This is a genomic window from Actinomadura xylanilytica (assembly GCF_030283145.1).
Classification (GTDB): Bacteria; Actinomycetota; Actinomycetes; order Streptosporangiales; family Streptosporangiaceae; genus Spirillospora; species Spirillospora xylanilytica.
Genome location: NZ_JASNWE010000004.1, coordinates 930,823 through 947,530, shown reverse-complemented (window position 1 = coordinate 947,530; position 16,708 = coordinate 930,823). Strand labels below are relative to the sequence as shown.

Annotated in this window: 11 protein-coding genes; 5 read left to right on the top strand and 6 right to left on the bottom strand. The window is 72.2% G+C overall.

The features are described from left to right. Positions 1 to 85: 85 nt before the first annotated feature. The 4 genes from QP090_RS28190 to QP090_RS28175 all read right to left on the bottom strand — a co-directional run bounded on the left by QP090_RS28190 (position 86) and on the right by QP090_RS28175 (position 7,553). Entirely contained in the window at positions 86 to 3,631 is a 3,546-nt protein-coding gene (locus QP090_RS28190) for a bifunctional glycosyltransferase/CDP-glycerol:glycerophosphate glycerophosphotransferase (RefSeq protein ID WP_285942484.1), read from the bottom strand. Positions 3,632 to 3,744: 113 nt separating this feature from the next. Then, the gene (locus tag QP090_RS28185; protein WP_285942482.1) at positions 3,745 to 5,178 is read right to left on the bottom strand and encodes an acyltransferase family protein; all 1,434 of its coding nucleotides are present in this window, start codon (positions 5,176 to 5,178) and stop codon (positions 3,745 to 3,747) included. A gap of 12 nt (positions 5,179 to 5,190) precedes the next feature. Then, positions 5,191 to 6,609, bottom strand: a complete 1,419-nt coding sequence (locus tag QP090_RS28180; RefSeq protein ID WP_285942480.1) for an LCP family protein — start codon at positions 6,607 to 6,609, stop codon at positions 5,191 to 5,193. Positions 6,610 to 6,680: 71 nt separating this feature from the next. Beyond that, positions 6,681 to 7,553 carry a TIGR03089 family protein gene (locus QP090_RS28175; protein WP_285942478.1) on the bottom strand — a complete coding sequence of 291 codons (873 nt, stop codon included), beginning with the start codon at positions 7,551 to 7,553 and terminating at the stop codon, positions 6,681 to 6,683. Between the two features lie 70 nt (positions 7,554 to 7,623). On the opposite strand from QP090_RS28175, the gene QP090_RS28170 reads away from it, so the two are divergent. The 3 genes from QP090_RS28170 to QP090_RS28160 all read left to right on the top strand — a co-directional run bounded on the left by QP090_RS28170 (position 7,624) and on the right by QP090_RS28160 (position 11,961). Beyond that, positions 7,624 to 9,768: a hypothetical protein gene (locus tag QP090_RS28170; protein WP_285942477.1), complete on the top strand. Its 2,145-nt coding sequence runs from the start codon at positions 7,624 to 7,626 to the stop codon at positions 9,766 to 9,768. A gap of 118 nt (positions 9,769 to 9,886) precedes the next feature. Next, on the top strand, positions 9,887 to 10,798 hold the full coding sequence (locus QP090_RS28165) for a glycosyltransferase family 2 protein (RefSeq protein WP_285942476.1): 912 nt from the start codon (positions 9,887 to 9,889) through the stop codon (positions 10,796 to 10,798). Further along, positions 10,795 to 11,961 carry a glycosyltransferase family 4 protein gene (locus QP090_RS28160; RefSeq protein WP_285942475.1) on the top strand — a complete coding sequence of 389 codons (1,167 nt, stop codon included), beginning with the start codon at positions 10,795 to 10,797 and terminating at the stop codon, positions 11,959 to 11,961. Before QP090_RS28165 ends, QP090_RS28160 begins: the two co-directional genes overlap by 4 nt. 214 nt (positions 11,962 to 12,175) lie before the next feature. On the opposite strand, the gene QP090_RS28155 is transcribed toward QP090_RS28160, so the two are convergent. Together QP090_RS28155 and QP090_RS28150 are read right to left on the bottom strand one after the other, a co-directional pair. Further along, positions 12,176 to 12,451, bottom strand: coding sequence for a MerR family transcriptional regulator (locus tag QP090_RS28155; protein WP_285942810.1), 276 nt, complete (start codon positions 12,449 to 12,451; stop codon positions 12,176 to 12,178). 1,000 nt (positions 12,452 to 13,451) lie between these two features. Then, positions 13,452 to 14,438 (bottom strand): lysylphosphatidylglycerol synthase domain-containing protein, encoded by a 987-nt coding sequence (locus tag QP090_RS28150; RefSeq protein WP_285942473.1) that lies wholly within the window; start codon positions 14,436 to 14,438, stop codon positions 13,452 to 13,454. A 79-nt stretch (positions 14,439 to 14,517) separates the two neighbouring features. On the opposite strand from QP090_RS28150, the gene QP090_RS28145 reads away from it, so the two are divergent. Continuing rightward, on the top strand, positions 14,518 to 15,225 hold the full coding sequence (locus QP090_RS28145) for a class I SAM-dependent methyltransferase (RefSeq protein WP_285942472.1): 708 nt from the start codon (positions 14,518 to 14,520) through the stop codon (positions 15,223 to 15,225). Between the two features lie 205 nt (positions 15,226 to 15,430). After that, positions 15,431 to 16,600: a glycosyltransferase family 4 protein gene (locus QP090_RS28140; RefSeq protein WP_285942470.1), complete on the top strand. Its 1,170-nt coding sequence runs from the start codon at positions 15,431 to 15,433 to the stop codon at positions 16,598 to 16,600. The last annotated feature ends 108 nt before the right edge of the window (positions 16,601 to 16,708 follow it).

The window sequence follows — 16,708 nt, the reverse complement described above, 5'->3', positions numbered from 1 at the left end:
CTCGAAGACCGTCCATGATGCTAGCGGCTGCCGCGATGCGGTCCTCCGGCCGTCTCCGAGTCGTGACTTCCCGGGCGGTCCCGGACTAACCGTCGCGGAGCATCCGGTCGACGACCCGGGCCGCGGCTCCGCCGTCGTCCCAGGCGCAGAACTTCTCCTGGAACGCGCGGTACCGGTCGGCGTAGACGGGCACGGCGGCCTCGGCCGCGCCGATCGCCTCGATCAGCTCCGCCGAGGTGCCGCACAGCGGGCCGGGCGCCTCGGCCTCGAAGTCGAAGTAGAAGCCGCGCAGATGGTCGCGGTAGCGCTCCAGGTCGTAGGTGAAGAAGAGCTGGGGGCGCCCGGTCACCGCGTAGTCGAACATCACCGACGAGTAGTCGGTGACCATGAGATCGGAGATCAGGTACAGGTCGGCGATGTCGGGGTAGCGGCTGACGTCGATGGCGAACTCGCCGTCGGTGCCCTCCACCCCGCCGCCCAGGTTGAAGTGGCCGCGGACCAGCAGCACGTGGTCGCCGCCGAGGGCCGCGCGGGCCGCGTCGAGGTCGAGTTGGAGCTCCATGCGGTAGCCGCCGGACCGGGCCTGGTCGTCGCGCCAGGTCGGCGCGTACAGCACGACCTTCCGGCCCTCGGGGATGCCGAGCAGTTTCCGGACCCGGGTGGCGCGGGCGGCGTTCCCGCGCGCGAGCAGGTCGTTGCGCGGGTAGCCGGACTCCAGGATCTCGCCCTCGTAGCGGAACGCGCGCCGCATGATCGGGGTGCTGAACGGGTTGGGCGAGACCAGCACGTCCCACTGCGCGACGTCGGCGCTGAACCGCCGCATGTAGTCCTGGGCGTTCTTGAACTTCGGCCGCTCGATGTCGTAGCCGATGCGCTTGAGCGGGGTGCCGTGCCAGGTCTGCGCGTAGAACTGGCCCTCGCGCTTGTCCAGCCACTCGGGCATCGGGTCGTTGCCGACCAGGTAGCGGGCCTGCGCGAGCGTCCTGAAGTGCTCGCGACCGCCGTACAGCACGGTCCGGACGCCGTCCGGCGGCTGGAACTGGCCGTCCTTGGTGACCCAGACGCACTCCAGGTCGGGACGCCGCCGGGCCAGCTCCTCGTAGATCGCGCGGGGGCTGTCGGAGTACTGCCGGCCGCGGAAGCTCTCGAACATCGCCATGTCGCGCAGCGGCTCGTTCAGGTAGGCCGGGTAGTCGCGCTGCGCGGTGCGCTTGAGCCCGTAGACGCCGCGCTCCTCGTCATCCTGCGCGGGACGCGCCTCCAGCCGCAGCGCGTCGGCCTGGTAGGTGGCGAGCTTGAACTCGTGCAGGCCGACGACCCGCGGCGCGGGCAGGCCGGCGACCGAGGAGCGGGACACCGCGACCGCGACGTCGCCCTCGGCCATCGGCGCGAAGAAGCCCCAGTGGCCGGACGAGAGCGGCAGCACCTCGCCGAAGCGGGACACCCGGGTGGGCGCCAGCTCGGCGGTGAAGCCGTCCTCGGTCCAGGCCATCGGGAACGCGTGGGTGTCGCCGCCGCTGCGCAGCCGGACGAGCAGGCGGTCCGGGCGCTCGTCGCCGGCGATCTCGCCGCTGAGGACGAGCCGGCCGTCGTCCGTCCACTCGGCCCTGGTCACCGCGGGCCGGCGGGGCCGCTCGGCGATCCGCAGGTTGCCGAACTTGGTACGGGTGACCACGATCTCGTCGGCGCCGAGCGAGTGCCGCAGCTCGACGTCGTCGTGGATGGTCAGCCGGATCGGCTTGCCCTGCCCCGGGACCTGGAGCGAGCCGTCCCAGTCGAGGCCCTCGGTGACCCAGGTGTGCAGGGTCGCGGCGGTCTCGCTCGCGCGCGAGACCAGCGCCTCGACGGGCAGCTCGGCGCTGAACCGGCCGCCCGCGGAGAAGGTGACCGGGTGCCGGGTCTCGGCCATGCCCTGCCGCCGGGCCAGCACCAGCTCGGCGGAGGTCACCGCGGTGTCGGCGACCCGCCCGTCGAGCACGAGCGTGCCGTCCTTGACGGCGGCGGCGGTGATGTGGGCGTTGAGCTGCTTGACCTGGATGACGAAGCGGTCGCTCGCGGTGGTGACCGGCCGGATCCACACGTCGGGGGCGGCGTCCCAGGCGTTGGCCCAGCGCACGTCGCTGCGCCGCGGCCCGCGCAGCGGCGCCGCGGCCTTGAGCCCGCCCGGCGCGGTGACCTCGGCGTGCAGCTCCCAGTTGGCCGAGCGCAGCGCCCGCAGCATCCGGGACTTGGCGGACCGCATGAACCGGTAGCGGCCGACCCGCAGGTCGGCCGGGTCGATCACGACCTCGAACCCGGCCCAGTCGTAGTCGGCGGCGGCGCGGCGCGCGTCGGCGGACACGTCGGGCCGGTGCGCGCGCCGCGACGGCAGCTCGACCACCGTGCCGTTGCGGGTGTGCCGGAGCCAGACCCGGATGTCGCACGCGTCCGGGTCCGCGGACGGGTCGGTCATCGGGATCCGGGTGATGTAGGCGTGCCCCGAGATGTGCAGCATGCCGTCGTAGTCCCAGTGCGCCGAGTCGGCGCGGCCCTGCATGGTCAGCTCGCGGGTGACGTCGTACAGGTCGTCGGGGACGGACCGCTCGGGGTCGCCGAAGTAGGGATAGGCGGCGTACCAGCGGTCGCCCTTGCGGACCACGTCGGCGGTGAAGATGGCGGCCTGCTGGAAGGTGATCAGCTCCAGCAGCGCGTCGATCATCCCGTTGCCGATGAAGTGGTACTTGAGCCGCTTGAGCGCGGTCAGCTCGGCCAGCATCGCGGCGTCGGCCTCGGCGACCACGCCGCCGACCTCCGCGCGCAGCCGCTCCTGGTACTGGGAGCCGCCCTCGCCGGCCATGTCGATGTAGAGGGGCAGCTCGCCCGACAGCACCGAGGTGAGCTGGGCCCGCCACAGCTCGGGCGACCGGGTCTTGAGGAAGGCGGTGACGGCCCGGGTGGTGCGCACCCGGTCCTCGAGGTTGCCCGGCTCGGTGCGCCGCTGGGTGATCGACTGGGACTCGCCCTCGCGCTCGCGCCAGTAGTAGACGGTGTCGCTGAGCACGTCCACCGAGGAGGCCAGGAAGTGCGCCGGGATCGTCACCGGCGCGTCCTCGTACAGCCCCGGCGGGAACGCGAAGCCGTGCTTGTCGAAGAACGCCTTGCGGAACACCTTGTTCCACGCGGTGCGGTCGCCGAGCAGGTCGGGCCGCTTGGAGACGTGCGTCCGCTTGTCGGTGACCAGGAACATCTCGGTGTGCATCGGGGAGCTGCGCGGCCCCGCGGAGGTGAGCCGCCGGACGCCGCCGCAGGCCAGGTCGGAGCCGGTCTCCTCCAGCGTCCCCACCATCAGCTCGTAGGCGTAGCGGGGGAGGACGTCGTCGGAGTCCACGAACGCCAGGTAGGTGCCGGTGGCGCGGATCGCGCCGGTGTTGCGCGCCGGGCCGAGGCCCTGGTTCTCCTGCTCGACCAGGTGGAACCGGTCGTCGCGGTCGGCGAACTCCTTGGCGATGGCCGCGCTCGCGTCGGGGGAGCCGTCATCGACCATGATGATCTCGATGTCGCGCAGCGTCTGCTGCTGCAAGGAGTCGAGACAGGCTTCCAGATAACCCTCGACGTTGTAGAACGGCACAACGACGCTGAGGAGCGGTGACACGTTTCTCCCACTGACAGTGATGGACGCCGCCGATCCTCGATCGCAGGCTCGGGGGGAGGAACGGCGGTCGATTGCAGGTTATCCGACGGTCCGGGACCCGGCCGGCCGATCGGTCACGCTCTGTGCGCCCCCACGGGGGGCGCCTGTTCCGCACCGTCTCCCTCTCCGCCGCCGCCGTCGCGGGGCGGGCGGGGACGCGTCTTGGGTGGCCGCTTGGCCGTCACGTTGCGCTGAGGACGGCGCAGCCCGGTGAACGCGAAGGTCATCTTGGGTTCGAGCGCCCACCCCATCACCGTGACCACCGGCTTGGAGCACAGCAGCGTGCCCACCACGATCGCGCCCACCATGACGATGAGGACGCCCGGCACGGTGTGCATCCACGCCGAGCCCCACCAGCCGGTGAACTGGAGCAGCCGGGTGACGAACCCGTGCAGCAGGTAGGCGTACAGCGTGGTCGCGCCGAGCCCGGTGAACCAGGTGCGCCGCCTCGGCACCTGGGTCAGGAACGCCGCGACCAGCACGACCGCGCACGCGAACATCGCCAGCCGCATCCCGGTCCCGACGACGTTGCCGACGCCGAGGTCCTCGTGCGGGCTCTTCCAGTAGATCCAGTCGCGCGACATGCGGTCCTTGGCCACCCAGGCGGCGCCGAACCCGCCGAGCAGCACCAGCGCGCCGAGCGCCCGCGCCACCGGCTTCTTCAGCAGCTCGAAGTGGTCGGGCTTGAGCATCAGGCCGAGCACGTAGAACGGCAGCAGCCCGATCACCCGGTGGACGTCGAAGGTGCCACCGAGATCGCTCATGTACGACAGCAGCGAGAACACCAGCGAGACCGCGAGCGGCCAGCGGATCTGCTGCCAGACCGGGGTGGACAGCCGCCACATGAACAGCGCGCACAGGAACCAGGTGAGGAAGTAGGGGTTGAGGAGGCTGATCTCCAGCTCGTTGCGGCCGGCCAGCCAGTCGTACAGCGAGTAGGCGATCTCGAAGACCACGTACGGCACGCCGACGTTGGTGATCAGCTTGCGGGCCTTGCCGCCGGAGAACGTCCAGTTCCGAGAGAAGTAGCCGGTGACCACGATGAACAGCGGCATGTGGAACATGTAGATGAACAGGTACAGGCCCCTGGCCAGCGGCACGTTCAGCAGGTTGGCCAGCGAGTGGCCCATCACCACCAGCAGGATCGCCAGGAACTTGGCGTTGTCGAAGAACGGGTCGCGTTCCTTGCGGGGCTTCGGCGGCGTCCCGGCGACCGGCGGGCCGGGGGCCGGGGCTCCCGCGCCCGGCGGGCCGACGGGCGGCGCCCCGGGGGGCTCCGGCGCCCGCGGCGCCGGGGCGTGGGGGGCCGGTATGTGGAGGTCCGGTGTTCCTAGGGCCGGTGTGCCGAGGGCAGGCGTCCCGAAGGGGGACGTGCCGAGGGCGGGCGTTCCGGGTGCGGGCGTTCCAGCAGGCGGCGGCCCGGAGGCCGGATCCTGGTCCTGTCCGGGGTCCGGCGACCACGGTCGCCTGGGCTGGGGAGCCGCTGGGGGCCTGCTGGAGTACGTCATGGCTGCCGCGGGTCAGGTCCCCTTACAGATGTCGTCGTCGGCCCGGATCTCGCCCTGCTGGGTCGGGATCCCCGCCTTGGCACTCTTGAGGTTAATCCCGTTGGAGCCCACGATCAGGTCGACCACGCCGGGCTTGCCGCCGGTGCGCGCGGTCGGCTGGGGCGCGTTCGGGATGAGCCGGTTGAGGGTCTGGGAGTGCTCGTCGGCGCCCGCCCCGTACATCACCCGAGTGACCTTGGAGGTGGGGGCGTTGCCGCCGACCTCGACGTGGAAGCCCTGCGACTGAAGGTCCTCGGCGACCCGGGCGGCCTGGCCGCCGATCCCGCTGGCGTTGAACACCCGGACCCGGACCTGGCTCGGCGGGATCTTCGAGGCGCCCGCCTTGGGCTCGGTCGGGACGGTCTTGTCGTTGCGGACCGCGCTGAAGAAGGGCTGGGCGGCCGGGCTGAGCGCCACCCGGTTGACGTCGAGCGGGTCGGCGCCGGACGGCACCGTGACGAAGCGCAGCTTGCCCGAGGTCATCCCCTGCATGCCCTGCGCGATCTTCATCATCACCGGCGGCGTCAGCTCCTCGTCGGTGGTGAGCGACTTGGTGGTCGCGTTCATCAGCGACAGCAGCTTGCCGGGGTTGGTGAGCACGCCCGCGCTCATCGCCTTGTTGGCCAGCGCGCCCATGAACTTCTGCTGGCGCTTGATCCGGTCGGTGTCGGAGCCGTTGCCGAGTGCGTACCGGCTGCGGACGTAGGCCAGGGCCGTCTCGCCCTTGATCTCGTGCGTGCCCCTGCTCAGCTTGAGCTTGGCCTTGTGGTCGTTGACGTCCTTGGGTAGGCACACCGGCACACCGCCGACGGCGTTCGTGATGGCCTTGAACCCGTTGAAGTCGACCTGCATGAAGTGGTCGATCTTGATGTCGGTGACATGCTCGATGGTCTTGACCACGCAGGACGCGCCGCCGAGCGTGAAAGCCGAGTTGATCTGGGCGCGCGACTGCGCCGCCGTGGTCGTCCCGTGTGAGGTCTTGCAGGACGGCATCGAGACCATCAGGTCGCGCGGGAAGCTGATGCCCATCGCCTGGCCCCCGCCCGGCGACAGGTGCAACAGGATCATGGTGTCCGAGCGCGGCAGTTCGTTCTTCATGGACTTGCCGTACTTGGCGTTGTCGCCCGCGCGGGTGTCGGACCCGAGGAGCAGGATGTTCATCGCGCTGTTCAGCTTCTTGGGCCGGTTGGGGCCGACCAGGCCGTTGGTGTCCTCGTGGTTGATGTTGCCGAGGGCGCTCCGGTACACGCCGTACATCGTGAGCGAGCCGGCGACCATGACGGCGGACACCCCGACGCAGACCCAGCCGAGGATGCGCCAGCCGCGCCGACGCGGCGCCGGCTGCGGATCGGCGTCGTCGACGTACTCCATGTACATCGGGTTGCTGTTCATCGGCTCCGTGTCCGGGGGCTGGCCCACTTCCAGGGGGCGGGGCGTCAAGGCGAGAGCAAAGAGAGATTAGGTCAGGCGAGGCGGCGTACGGACCCGGATGCGTCATTCCATCCGGGGAGTCCCGCGACCGCGGTCACATGCTCCAGGGTCACTCGTCGATCTAGGGACGCTTTGTCAAAGTTTCGTTGGATTATGACCGAAGCACCCGAGGTTAGTGGTGCGAGCAGGCCCGCCAGAACCCCGTCGAGTGTGGCGTACGACATGTCAACCAGCACTCGGTCGTGCGCGTCAAGCTCCCATTTCTCCGCTCTCCGGCGGGCTGCGGCCACCAGCTCCGCCGCACTCGATGTGACCTTTGTCACAGTAAGGGCGGGCGCGTCAGGCGTGACGGACGGGTCCGCGGCGAACCGGTCGCCGTACGCGCGCACTTCGACCGCGTAGTCGACGACGCCGGCGGGGACCTCGCTCAGCGGCCCGCCGAGCGCGTGCAGCGACAGCCCGACGACCTCCTCAGCGTCCCGGTCGCCGGCCACCTCTCCCAGCACCTCCTCCGAGGCCGCCAGGATGTACGGCGCGGAGGCCCCCAGGGGGCCGGCCGGAACGGTCCGGGATCCGGGCCGCACCGCGTCCGGATCGACCGGCTCGGCCACGAGACCGGCCGCCCAGCACGCCATCAGCCACACCGCGCTCTGCCAGTGCGGCGGCAGCACCAGCACCGCCCGGCCGCCCGGCTCCGCGGCCAGACCGTCCACCAGCAGGTTGGCGGTCTTGGCCACCCAGTTGTCGAAGGTCTTGGCCGACAGCTCGACCCGTTCGCCGGACGCGTCGTCGTAGAAGGTCACCAGCGGGCGGGACGGGTCGGCCGCCAGCCGGTCGCGCAGCAGGCCGGCGGGGTCCGCCGCGGGACGGCCGCCGGTTCCGGCGGGTCCATCGGGCTTGGTCATGAGGTGAGCGTAGAGCCCGCCCGGCCGGCCGGAGGCCACCGCCTCGTCATCCCCGCTACGCTCCGCATCGATGAATGAGCGGAGTGAGGGACGACCCGGGGGCGAGGCGGTGAGCGCGGGCCGGCTGCTCGCCCGGATCACGGTCGCCCCGGCGCTGCTGATCGTGGCGTGGCTGGTGGTCTCGCTGCCGCTGCTGCTGGCCGGGGTCTTCCGCCCCGCCCCCACGATCGCGCTGTTCGTGCCGGTGGCGGCCCTGGCCCTGTGGCAGGGCCTGCGCACCCGTCCGCGCGCCGGCGGCACCCCGCGCGGCGCCGGGACCGGCGATCGGCCCGGCGACGGGGACCGCGGGAAGAGCGGCGGCGGGCTCGGCGCCGTGTCGTGGTGGTCCACCGGCGGGACGCTGGCGGTCGCCGGCGGGTTCCTGGTGGTCCAGGTGGTCATGTGCTCCGAGCAGATCATCGTGCGCCGCGACCCCGCCTCGTACGCGCAGTTCGCGATCTGGCTGGCCGATCACGGCTCGCTGCCGATCCCGCAGATGCGCGAGGCGTTCGGCGGCGGCGACGGCGTCCTGGAGTACGCCAGCCCGGCCTTCTACCAGGACGGCGGCGCGATCGTCCCGCAGTTCATGGCGGGGCTGCCGATGGTGCTCGCGCTCGGCGGCTGGATCGGCGGCACCCACGGCGTGCTGTGGATGGCCCCGCTGCTGGGCGCGTGCGCCGTGCTGGCGTTCGGGGGCCTGGTCGCGCGGCTGGTCGGGCCGCGCTGGGCTCCCGGCGGGGCGCTGCTGCTGGCGCTGACGCTGCCGATGCTGTGGGCGTCGCGCTCGACGTTCAGCGAGCTGCCCGCGCTGGTGCTGCTGCTCGGCGGCCTGGCCCTGCTGCACGACGTCGGGGAGCCCGGCGGCGCGTCCGGACGGGTCCCTTCGGCGCGGGCCAAGGCGTTCCTGGCGGGCCTGGCGCTCGGGCTCATCGTGCTGGTCCGCGTCGACGGGCTGCGCGACATCCTGCCGGTCCTGGTGTTCGCCGGGCTGCTCGTCGCACGCGGGCGCCGGACCGGGTACCCGCTGGCCGCCGGGCTCGTGATCGGCGCGGGCGCGGGCCTCACCGAGGGGTTCACGCTGTCCCGGCCGTACCTGAGGTACCTGCACGCCTCGTTCGATCCGCTGCTGCTCATCACGGCGGCGCTGGCCGCCGCCACCGTGCTCATGGTCGTGCTGCTGAAGTGGGACGCGACCGGGTCCCGGCTGCGGCGGGCGGGTGCCGCGATCTCCAGGGGACGGCTCCCGGGCGCCGCCGCCGTCCTCACCGTGCTGGTGATGGCGGGCTTCGCGGTCCGGCCGCTGGTGCAGACCGTGCGGCGGGTCCCCGACAACCCCGACGACCTGCTCAACGCGCACTTCATCGAGCTGGTGCAGCGGATCGGCCACCTGCCGGTCGACGGCACCCGGCAGTACACGGAGCTGTCCCTCTACTGGGTGATCTGGTACATCGGCCTGCCCGCGCTGCTGCTGGCCACGTTCGGCGCGGCGCTGCTCGTGCGGCGGCTGCTGCGCGGCCGGTCGCCCGAGTGGCTGCTCCCGTACGCCGTGGTCGTCTGGACGACGGCGCAGGTGCTGCTGCGGCCGGGCATCACCCCCGACCACCCGTGGGCGTCGCGGCGGCTGATCGGGCTCGTCATCCCCGGGCTGCTGCTGTTCACCGTGTGGGGGACGGCCTGGGTGCTCCGCCGCGTCCGCCGCCTCGGGTACGGGCCGCGCCCCACCCGCTGGGCCGTGGGCGTCGCGGTGGTGCTGCTCGTGGCGCCCGTCCTGCTGACGTCCGGCGGGTTCCTGGTCTCCAAGGTCGACCAGGGCGAGGTCGCGGCGGTCGACGGCATGTGCGCGCGGCTGGGCGACCGGGGGTCGGTCGTGGTGGTCGAGCGCGCCACCGCCGACCGGTTCCTCCAGGTGATCCGCGGCATGTGCGGGCTGCCCGCGGCCCGGACGGCGGCGACCGCCCAGCCGGCCGACGTGCTGCGGGTGATCGGGAAGATCCAGGAGGCCGGCCGGGAGCCGGTGATCATGGGCGCGGAGCCGGGGCAGGTGGCCCCGTACGGCCCGGCCGCCCAGGTGATACGGCTGAAGACCCGGCAGGACGGCCGCACGCTGACCGTGCCCCCCGGCGGGAGCTGGGGGCTGAGCGTCAACGTCTGGATCTCCCGGCCCACCGCCCCCTGACCCGCGTCCTGACCTGGCCCCTGACCCGCGCCCGGCCCGGCGCGCGGCGCCGCGAAAGGCGCACCCGGAGGGCCGGACGGGACGCCCCGGGTCTTCAAGGCGGGTATTCTCGCGCTGCGTGAGTACCGAGGCCACTACCGAACGCGTGCACGTGACGATCGTCCTGCCCTGCTACAACGAGCAGGACCACGTCATCGACGAGGTCGAGCGCATCTGCAAGGCGATGGACAACAGCGGCAAGACCTACGAGCTGCTCGCCGTCGACGACTCCTCGAGCGACGCCACGCTGGCCCGGTTGCGCGAGGCCGAACCGCGCTTCCCGCAGATGCGGATCATGGCCTTCCAGCACAACAGCGGCTCGGGCACCGTCCGGCGGATCGGCTCCCAGCAGGCCCGCGGCGATATTGTGGTGTGGACCGACGCCGACATGTCCTATCCGAACGAGCGGATCCCCGAGCTGGTCGAGATCCTCGACGCCGATCCGTCGATCGACCAGGTGGTCGGCGCCCGCACGTCCGAGGAGGGCACGCACAAGGCGCTGCGCGTCCCGGCCAAGTGGTTCATCCGCAAGGTGGCCGAGCGGCTCACCAACTCCAAGATCCCCGACCTGAACTCCGGGCTGCGCGCGTTCCGCCGCGAGGTGTCGCTGCCCTACCTGCGGCTGCTGCCGCCCGGGTTCTCCTGCGTCACCACGATCACGATCGCGTTCCTGTCGAACCAGCACCCGGTGCGGTACGAGCCGATCGAGTACGCCAAGCGGGCCGGCACGTCCAAGTTCCACTTCACCAAGGACGCCTACCGGTACATCCTCCAGGTGCTGCGGATGGTGATGTACTTCAACCCGCTCAAGGTGCTGATGCCGCTGGCGCTGTGGCTGCTCGGAATCGCCCTGGTCAAGGGCGTGTTCGACATGGTCGTGCGCTTCGGGTACTTCGCCAACAACACCGTGATGCTCTTCATCACCGGGCTGATCATCGCCTCGCTGGCGCTGCTCGCCGACCTGATCGTCCGCTCGCGGGGTGACACATGAGGATCGCCGTCGTCGGTCCCGCGTTCCCCTACAAGGGGGGCGGCGCGCACCACACCACCGAGCTGGCGCACCGGCTGGGCGCCGCCGGGCACACCGTCGTCATCGAGTCGTGGCGCGCGCAGTACCCCGGGTTCCTCTACCCCGGGCAGCAGACGATCTCCGATCCGGAGGGCGAGCCGTTCGCGGGCACCCGGCACCGGCTCGACTGGCGCCGCCCGGACGGCTGGTGGCGCACCGGCCGCGGGCTGGGCTCCTACGACCTGGTCGTGCTGGCCGTCCTCAGCCCCGTGCAGGTCCCGTCCTACCTCGGCATCCTCGCCGGGCTCGGCCGCCGCGCCCCGGTGGTCGCGCTCTGCCACAACGTGCTGCCGCACGAGCGCAAGCCCTACGACAGGCCGCTGATGAAGGCCCTGCTCGGACGGGTGAACGGCATCCTCGTGCACTCCGACGAGCAGGCGGGCCTGGCCCGCGGGCTGACGGCGCGTCCGGTGCGCGTCGCCGAGATGCCCGCCCACCTGCCGAGTCCCGCCCCGTCCGCCGGGTCCGACGGCCTCGCCGCGCCCGCGTCCGCCCCCGCGCCTGGTCCCGCGCGGGACGGCGGGACGGCGCGGCGGCTGCTGTTCTTCGGGATGGTCCGCCCGTACAAGGGCCTCGACGTGCTGCTGCGCGCTCTCGCGGCGGGCCCCGAGGACGTCTCGCTGACCGTCGCGGGCGAGTTCTGGGGCGGGCTCGACGAGACCCGCGCGCTGATCGGCGAGCTCGGCCTCGCCGGACGGGTGGAGCTGCGGCCCGGCTACGTGCCCGCCGCCGAGGTGCCGGAGCTGTTCGCCGCCGCCGACGCGCTCGTCCTGCCCTACCGCGCCGCCACCGCCTCGCAGAACGTCTGGATGGCCTACGAGCACGGCGTCCCCGTCATCGCGACCAGCGTCGGCGGGTTCGCCGGCCAGGTCCGCGACGGCGTCGACGGCCTGATCTGCGAGCCGGACGACGTCGCCTCGCTCACCGGGGCCCTGACGCGCTTCTACGCCCCGGGCGAGCCCGAACGGCTGAGGGCCGCGGTCGACCGCGTCGACCACGGCCCGGTCTGGACGACCTACCTGGAGACCCTGCTCGCGGGCACGGATTCCGGCCCCGCCGTCACAGCCGGGGTGCGACGATCTTGAGCAGCACGCGCCGGACCTGTTCACCGTCGGACATCCGCAGTGGCGCCCTGCACTGCCGGCAGCGGATCTTGCCGCCTCGGCCGGATGAGCGGCCGGGCCAGTAGTAGTCCGCCGGATCCGGGAGACGACGTTCCCGCAGGTCGGCCGTCCCGATGTTCACGCCACGAGCTGTCTCGATGAGGGATCGCCAAACGGAACCCCCGGCCATGGCGGATCAGTCCTGTTCGGGGTCCCGGTCGAGGCGGTGTTGGAGTTGGGTGTTGATGCGGTCGGCTTCGGCGAGCTGGTCTTGGAGGATGATGATGCGGCAGGCCGCTTCCATGGCGGTGCCCTGGTCGATCATGTCGCGGGCTCGTTGGGCCAGGCGCAGCTGGTAGCGGGAGTAGCGGCGGTGCCCGCCGGCCGAGCGTTGCGGGACGAACAGCTTGGCGGCGTCCAGGCCGCGCAGGAACCCTGGGGTGACCCCGAGGATCTCGGCGGCGCGCCCCATGCTGTAGGCCGGGTAGTCCTCGTCGTCGAGCTTGTCGTTCAGCGTGTCCTCGGGCTGGTCGTGCCCCGAGACCGGCTGCGCGAGGCGCGGGTCAGGGTGCTGGGGGTCAGGGTGCTGCGGATCGGTGCCGGTCCTGGCCGGCCGGGGTGCTGTCACGGAACCTTCCGTACTGCCGTGTGCGTACATGCCGGGCACGTTCTGGCAGGGGGAAACGGTGATGAGGCCCCGGCGCCAAGAAGGGCGCCGGGGCCACGAGGTACAACACCATCTATCCGGCGCTGGAGCCGGTTGTCTTCCGCGCCGACCGCCTGGGGCGGGGGCGCGGGGATCGCGAATGCGTGACCGTAGACCACCGTCCAATCTGTGGAGCTGCGGTACCCGCGCGGCGTGACTGGAGCCTGCGACGGGCGATCCCGATGGCGCCGAGAACCCCCTTCCTTGTCTTCCCTACCTGCGTTCTTTCCTTCACCTGCACTTGCTTTGGTGCTGTCGGCGGCCCGTTGACCGCCGGGCGCCCGACCGGCTGCCAGAGTCCCTTGCCTTGCGTTGACCCCGGCACGCCCGGCCTGCGCCATCCACTTCACCGGGCAGTTCGTCCTCTGCCGCGTCTGATGGACTTGTTCTTCGTCGATGACAGGAACACTACCCCACACTCCCGCGAATATCTACTTCGACCAACGCAGTTTTTCGGAGATCGCCTCAGGTGGTTCTCTGCTGCCTGCGCCCGGACCGCGCCAGGGACGCGGCGGCCCGAAACCGTGCGGCGGTACAGCGCACGGTTTCAGCGGCTGAGATGGGTGATGGCGACGTCGATGGTCGCGGTGATGTGGATGCGCCGGTCCAGGCCGGTGCGCTCAAGGATCCGGCGGCACATGCGTTGCCGATCGAGGTGACGGACAAGCGCGCCACGGTCCTCTCGGTGAACCGCCGCTCGAACATCGACTCCGCCGAACCCGGCACTCGCTCGATCCGGGTCGTCCTCGGCGGCTCGATCCGCTCCTCATGGCAGCGGGTCGACGGCGCGCTCCGCAACCGATCCCGCGACATCTCCGCCGGGCAGATCTTGTCCGCCGGGGCCGCCGCCGCCCGTCCGGCCGAGCAGGAACGCGATGCCCGCGCCCACGAGGTCGGCCACGGTCAGCGCCACCCGGGACGCGATCGCGACCACGGCGGGGGCGCCCGCCGGGAGCACCGGGGACAGCACCAGCACCAGCGCCGCCTCGCGCGCGCCGATCCCGCCCGGGGCGATGAAGGCCAGGAAGCCCGCCACGAACGCCAGTGCGTACGCGCCGGTGGCCAGGAAGGGGAGCCCGGCCCCGCTGCCGCCCGCCGCCCCGCACAGCAGCCAGAGGTGCACGCCGAACAGCGCCCAGCCGAGCACCGTCCAGCCGACCGCCACCAGCGTCGCGCCCAGGCTCACCCGGTGCTCCAGCGGGGGCCGCCGGACGAGCCTCAGCGCGGTGTCGAGGCACCACGTCACGATCTTCGGGTGCAGCATCGCGAGCAGCACCGGCGCCAGCGGGAACAGCCACCAGTAGCGGTCCCGGGCCGCCGCCGAGGTCAGCGGCAGCGTCACCGCCGCGACGGCCAGGCCGCACGCGGTCGAGGTCGCCACCGCGAGCAGCGTGGCGCTGATGCTGCGCGCCCGCGACACCTTGTACTCGCTGGACAGCTCGACCTGGGTCACCAGCGCCCACACCTTGCCGGGCACGTACTTGCCGAGCTGCGAGATGTACTGGATCCGGAACGCGGCCTTCAGTGGCAGCGGCGAGCCGAGCCCGGCCAGGAAGGTCCGCCAGCCCAGCATCCAGGCGAACAGCCCGGCGCACCCGGCGGCGAACGCGCCCACCAGCGTGAACCACGACATCTGCTGGAACGCCTGGACGGCGTCGTCCCACGAGGACACCAGGCTGTAGGCGCAGAAGGCCAGTGCGAGCAGGATCAGCAGTATGCGCACGGCCCGCAGCGCGACGGCCTTGGATTTCACCCGCCCAGACTAGGTGAACGCCGGGCCCCCTCGCGCTTTGCGAGCCCGCACCCACCCGGCGCCTCTAGAGTTGGCGGCGATGAAACTCTCGGATGTGGTCGCCTTCATGGGGCACCAGGTGCACGTGTGCCGGTACCGCGAGGCGGGGACGCTGCTCGACTGGATGGGCCGGAACCTGCGCGGCAAGCGGGTCCTCGACGTCGCGGGCGGCGACGGCTACTGGGCCGGGCGGGCCCACCGCCGCGGCGCCGACGCGGTCTCGATCGACCTGGCCCGCAAGAAGATGGTCTACGGCCGGACGCTCGCGCACGCGCCCGCGCTGGTCGAGTGCGACGCGCTGCGGCTGCCGTTCGGCGACGGCTCGTTCGACGCGATCCTGTCGGTCTGCGCGATCGAGCACTTCGACGACGGCGGCACCTCGCTCGACGAGATGGCGCGGGTGCTCAAGCCGGGCGGCGAGATCTTCATGTCCGCCGACGTGCTGAGCCGCGCCGACGCCTGGCCGGGCCTGCGCGACGCGCACAAGGCCAAGTACCACGTGCAGCACACCTACACGCACGAGACGCTGCGCACGCTGATGGACGAGCGCGGCCTCGACCTGGTCCGGCACTCGTACCAGTTCAGGACCGCCACGACCGAGCGGCTCTACCTGTCGCTCTCGGCGTACGGGGGCAAGGTCGGCTTCAACGCGGCGGCCCCGCTGACGCCCCTGGTCGCCCTGGCCGACCGCAGCGCCCCCAACGAGCGCGGCAGCATCGTCCTGATCCACGCGCGCAAGCGCGCCTGACGCGCGCGGGATCCGCCCGCGCCGCCGGTCTCCCGATCGGCCGTGAAACGCGCGGGCGGGCGACCTGAAATCCCCCGGTGGGCAGGCTGAAACGCGCGGGCGGGCGGACCTGATGCTCGCGCGGGGCCCGAGCGGCGTAGTCTCGGAGAATAAAGAGTGATCTACGCCACTTCGGCTTCGGCTGAGCCGGGATTAAGGGGGATCCGTGGCGCCTCGAATTCTGCTCGACGCCACCGCCGTGCCCGCCGACCGGGGCGGGCTGGGACGGTACGTCGACGGCCTGCTGTCGGCCCTGCACGGGCTCGGCGCCGATCTGGCGGTGGTCTGCCAGCGCGCCGACGAGGAGCGGTACGGGACGCTCGCGCCGGGGGCGCGGATCGTCGCCGGCCCGGCGGCGCTCGCGCACCGCGCCGCCCGGCTGTCCTGGGAGCAGTCCGGGCTCCCGTACGTCGCCGAGCAGGTCGGCGCCGACGTGATCCATCTGCCGACGTACACGATCCCGGTCGCGCCGGGGTTGCCGACGGTGGTGACGATCCACGACGTGACGCTGTTCACCGAGCCCGAGCTGTACGACCCGGTCCGCACCACCTACGTCAAGTCGGCGACGCGCACCGCCGCGCGCCGCGCCACCCGCCTGATCGCGCCGTCCCGGGCCACCCGTGACGAGCTGGTCCGGCTGCTCGGCGCCGATCCCGAGCACATCGACGTCGCCTACCACGGCGTCGACCACCAGGCGTTCCACCGTCCGGACGAGCCCGAGATCAAGCGGGTCTCCGACCGGCTCGGCCTGCACGGCCGCCCGTACCTGGCCTACCTGGGGGCGCTGGAGCCGCGCAAGAACGTGCCCGCGCTGATCCGCGGCTGGGTGCGGGCGTGCGCCGAGCGAGCCGATCCGCCCGCGCTGGTGCTGGCCGGCGCCGGCGGCTGGGACGACGACGTCGACGCGGCGCTGGCGTCCGTGCCGGTGCAGCTCAGGGTGGTGCGGCCCGGCTACCTGTCGTGGGAGTCGCTGCCCGGCCTGTTCGGCGGGGCGCTGGTGGTGGCGCTGCCGAGCCGCGGGGAGGGCTTCGGGCTGCCGGTGCTGGAGGCGATGGCCTGCGGGGCACCCGTCCTGACGACCCGGCGGGGCCCGCTGCCCGAGGTCGGCGGCGACGCCGTCGCCTACACCGAGCCCGAGCCCGAGCACATCGCGGCGGCCCTGTCCGCGCTGATCGACGATCCGGCGGCGCGGCGGCGGCTCGGCGACGCGGCCTGCGTCCGTTCGCAGCAGTTCAGTTGGACGGTCTCGGCCGAGGCGCACCTGGCGTCCTACGAGAGGGCCGTGGGGCAGTACGCCACGGCCCACCAGAACGGGCCCGCGCCGCACGCTCACTAGTGCTTTTCCAAGCCCGGCCCGGCGTTCTCGCCTGGCGGCTCGGACGCCGACCGTGCTTGGGCGAGCGCGACATCGCTTCGCGATCTGGCCGGTTCGGCTCGCCTTCGG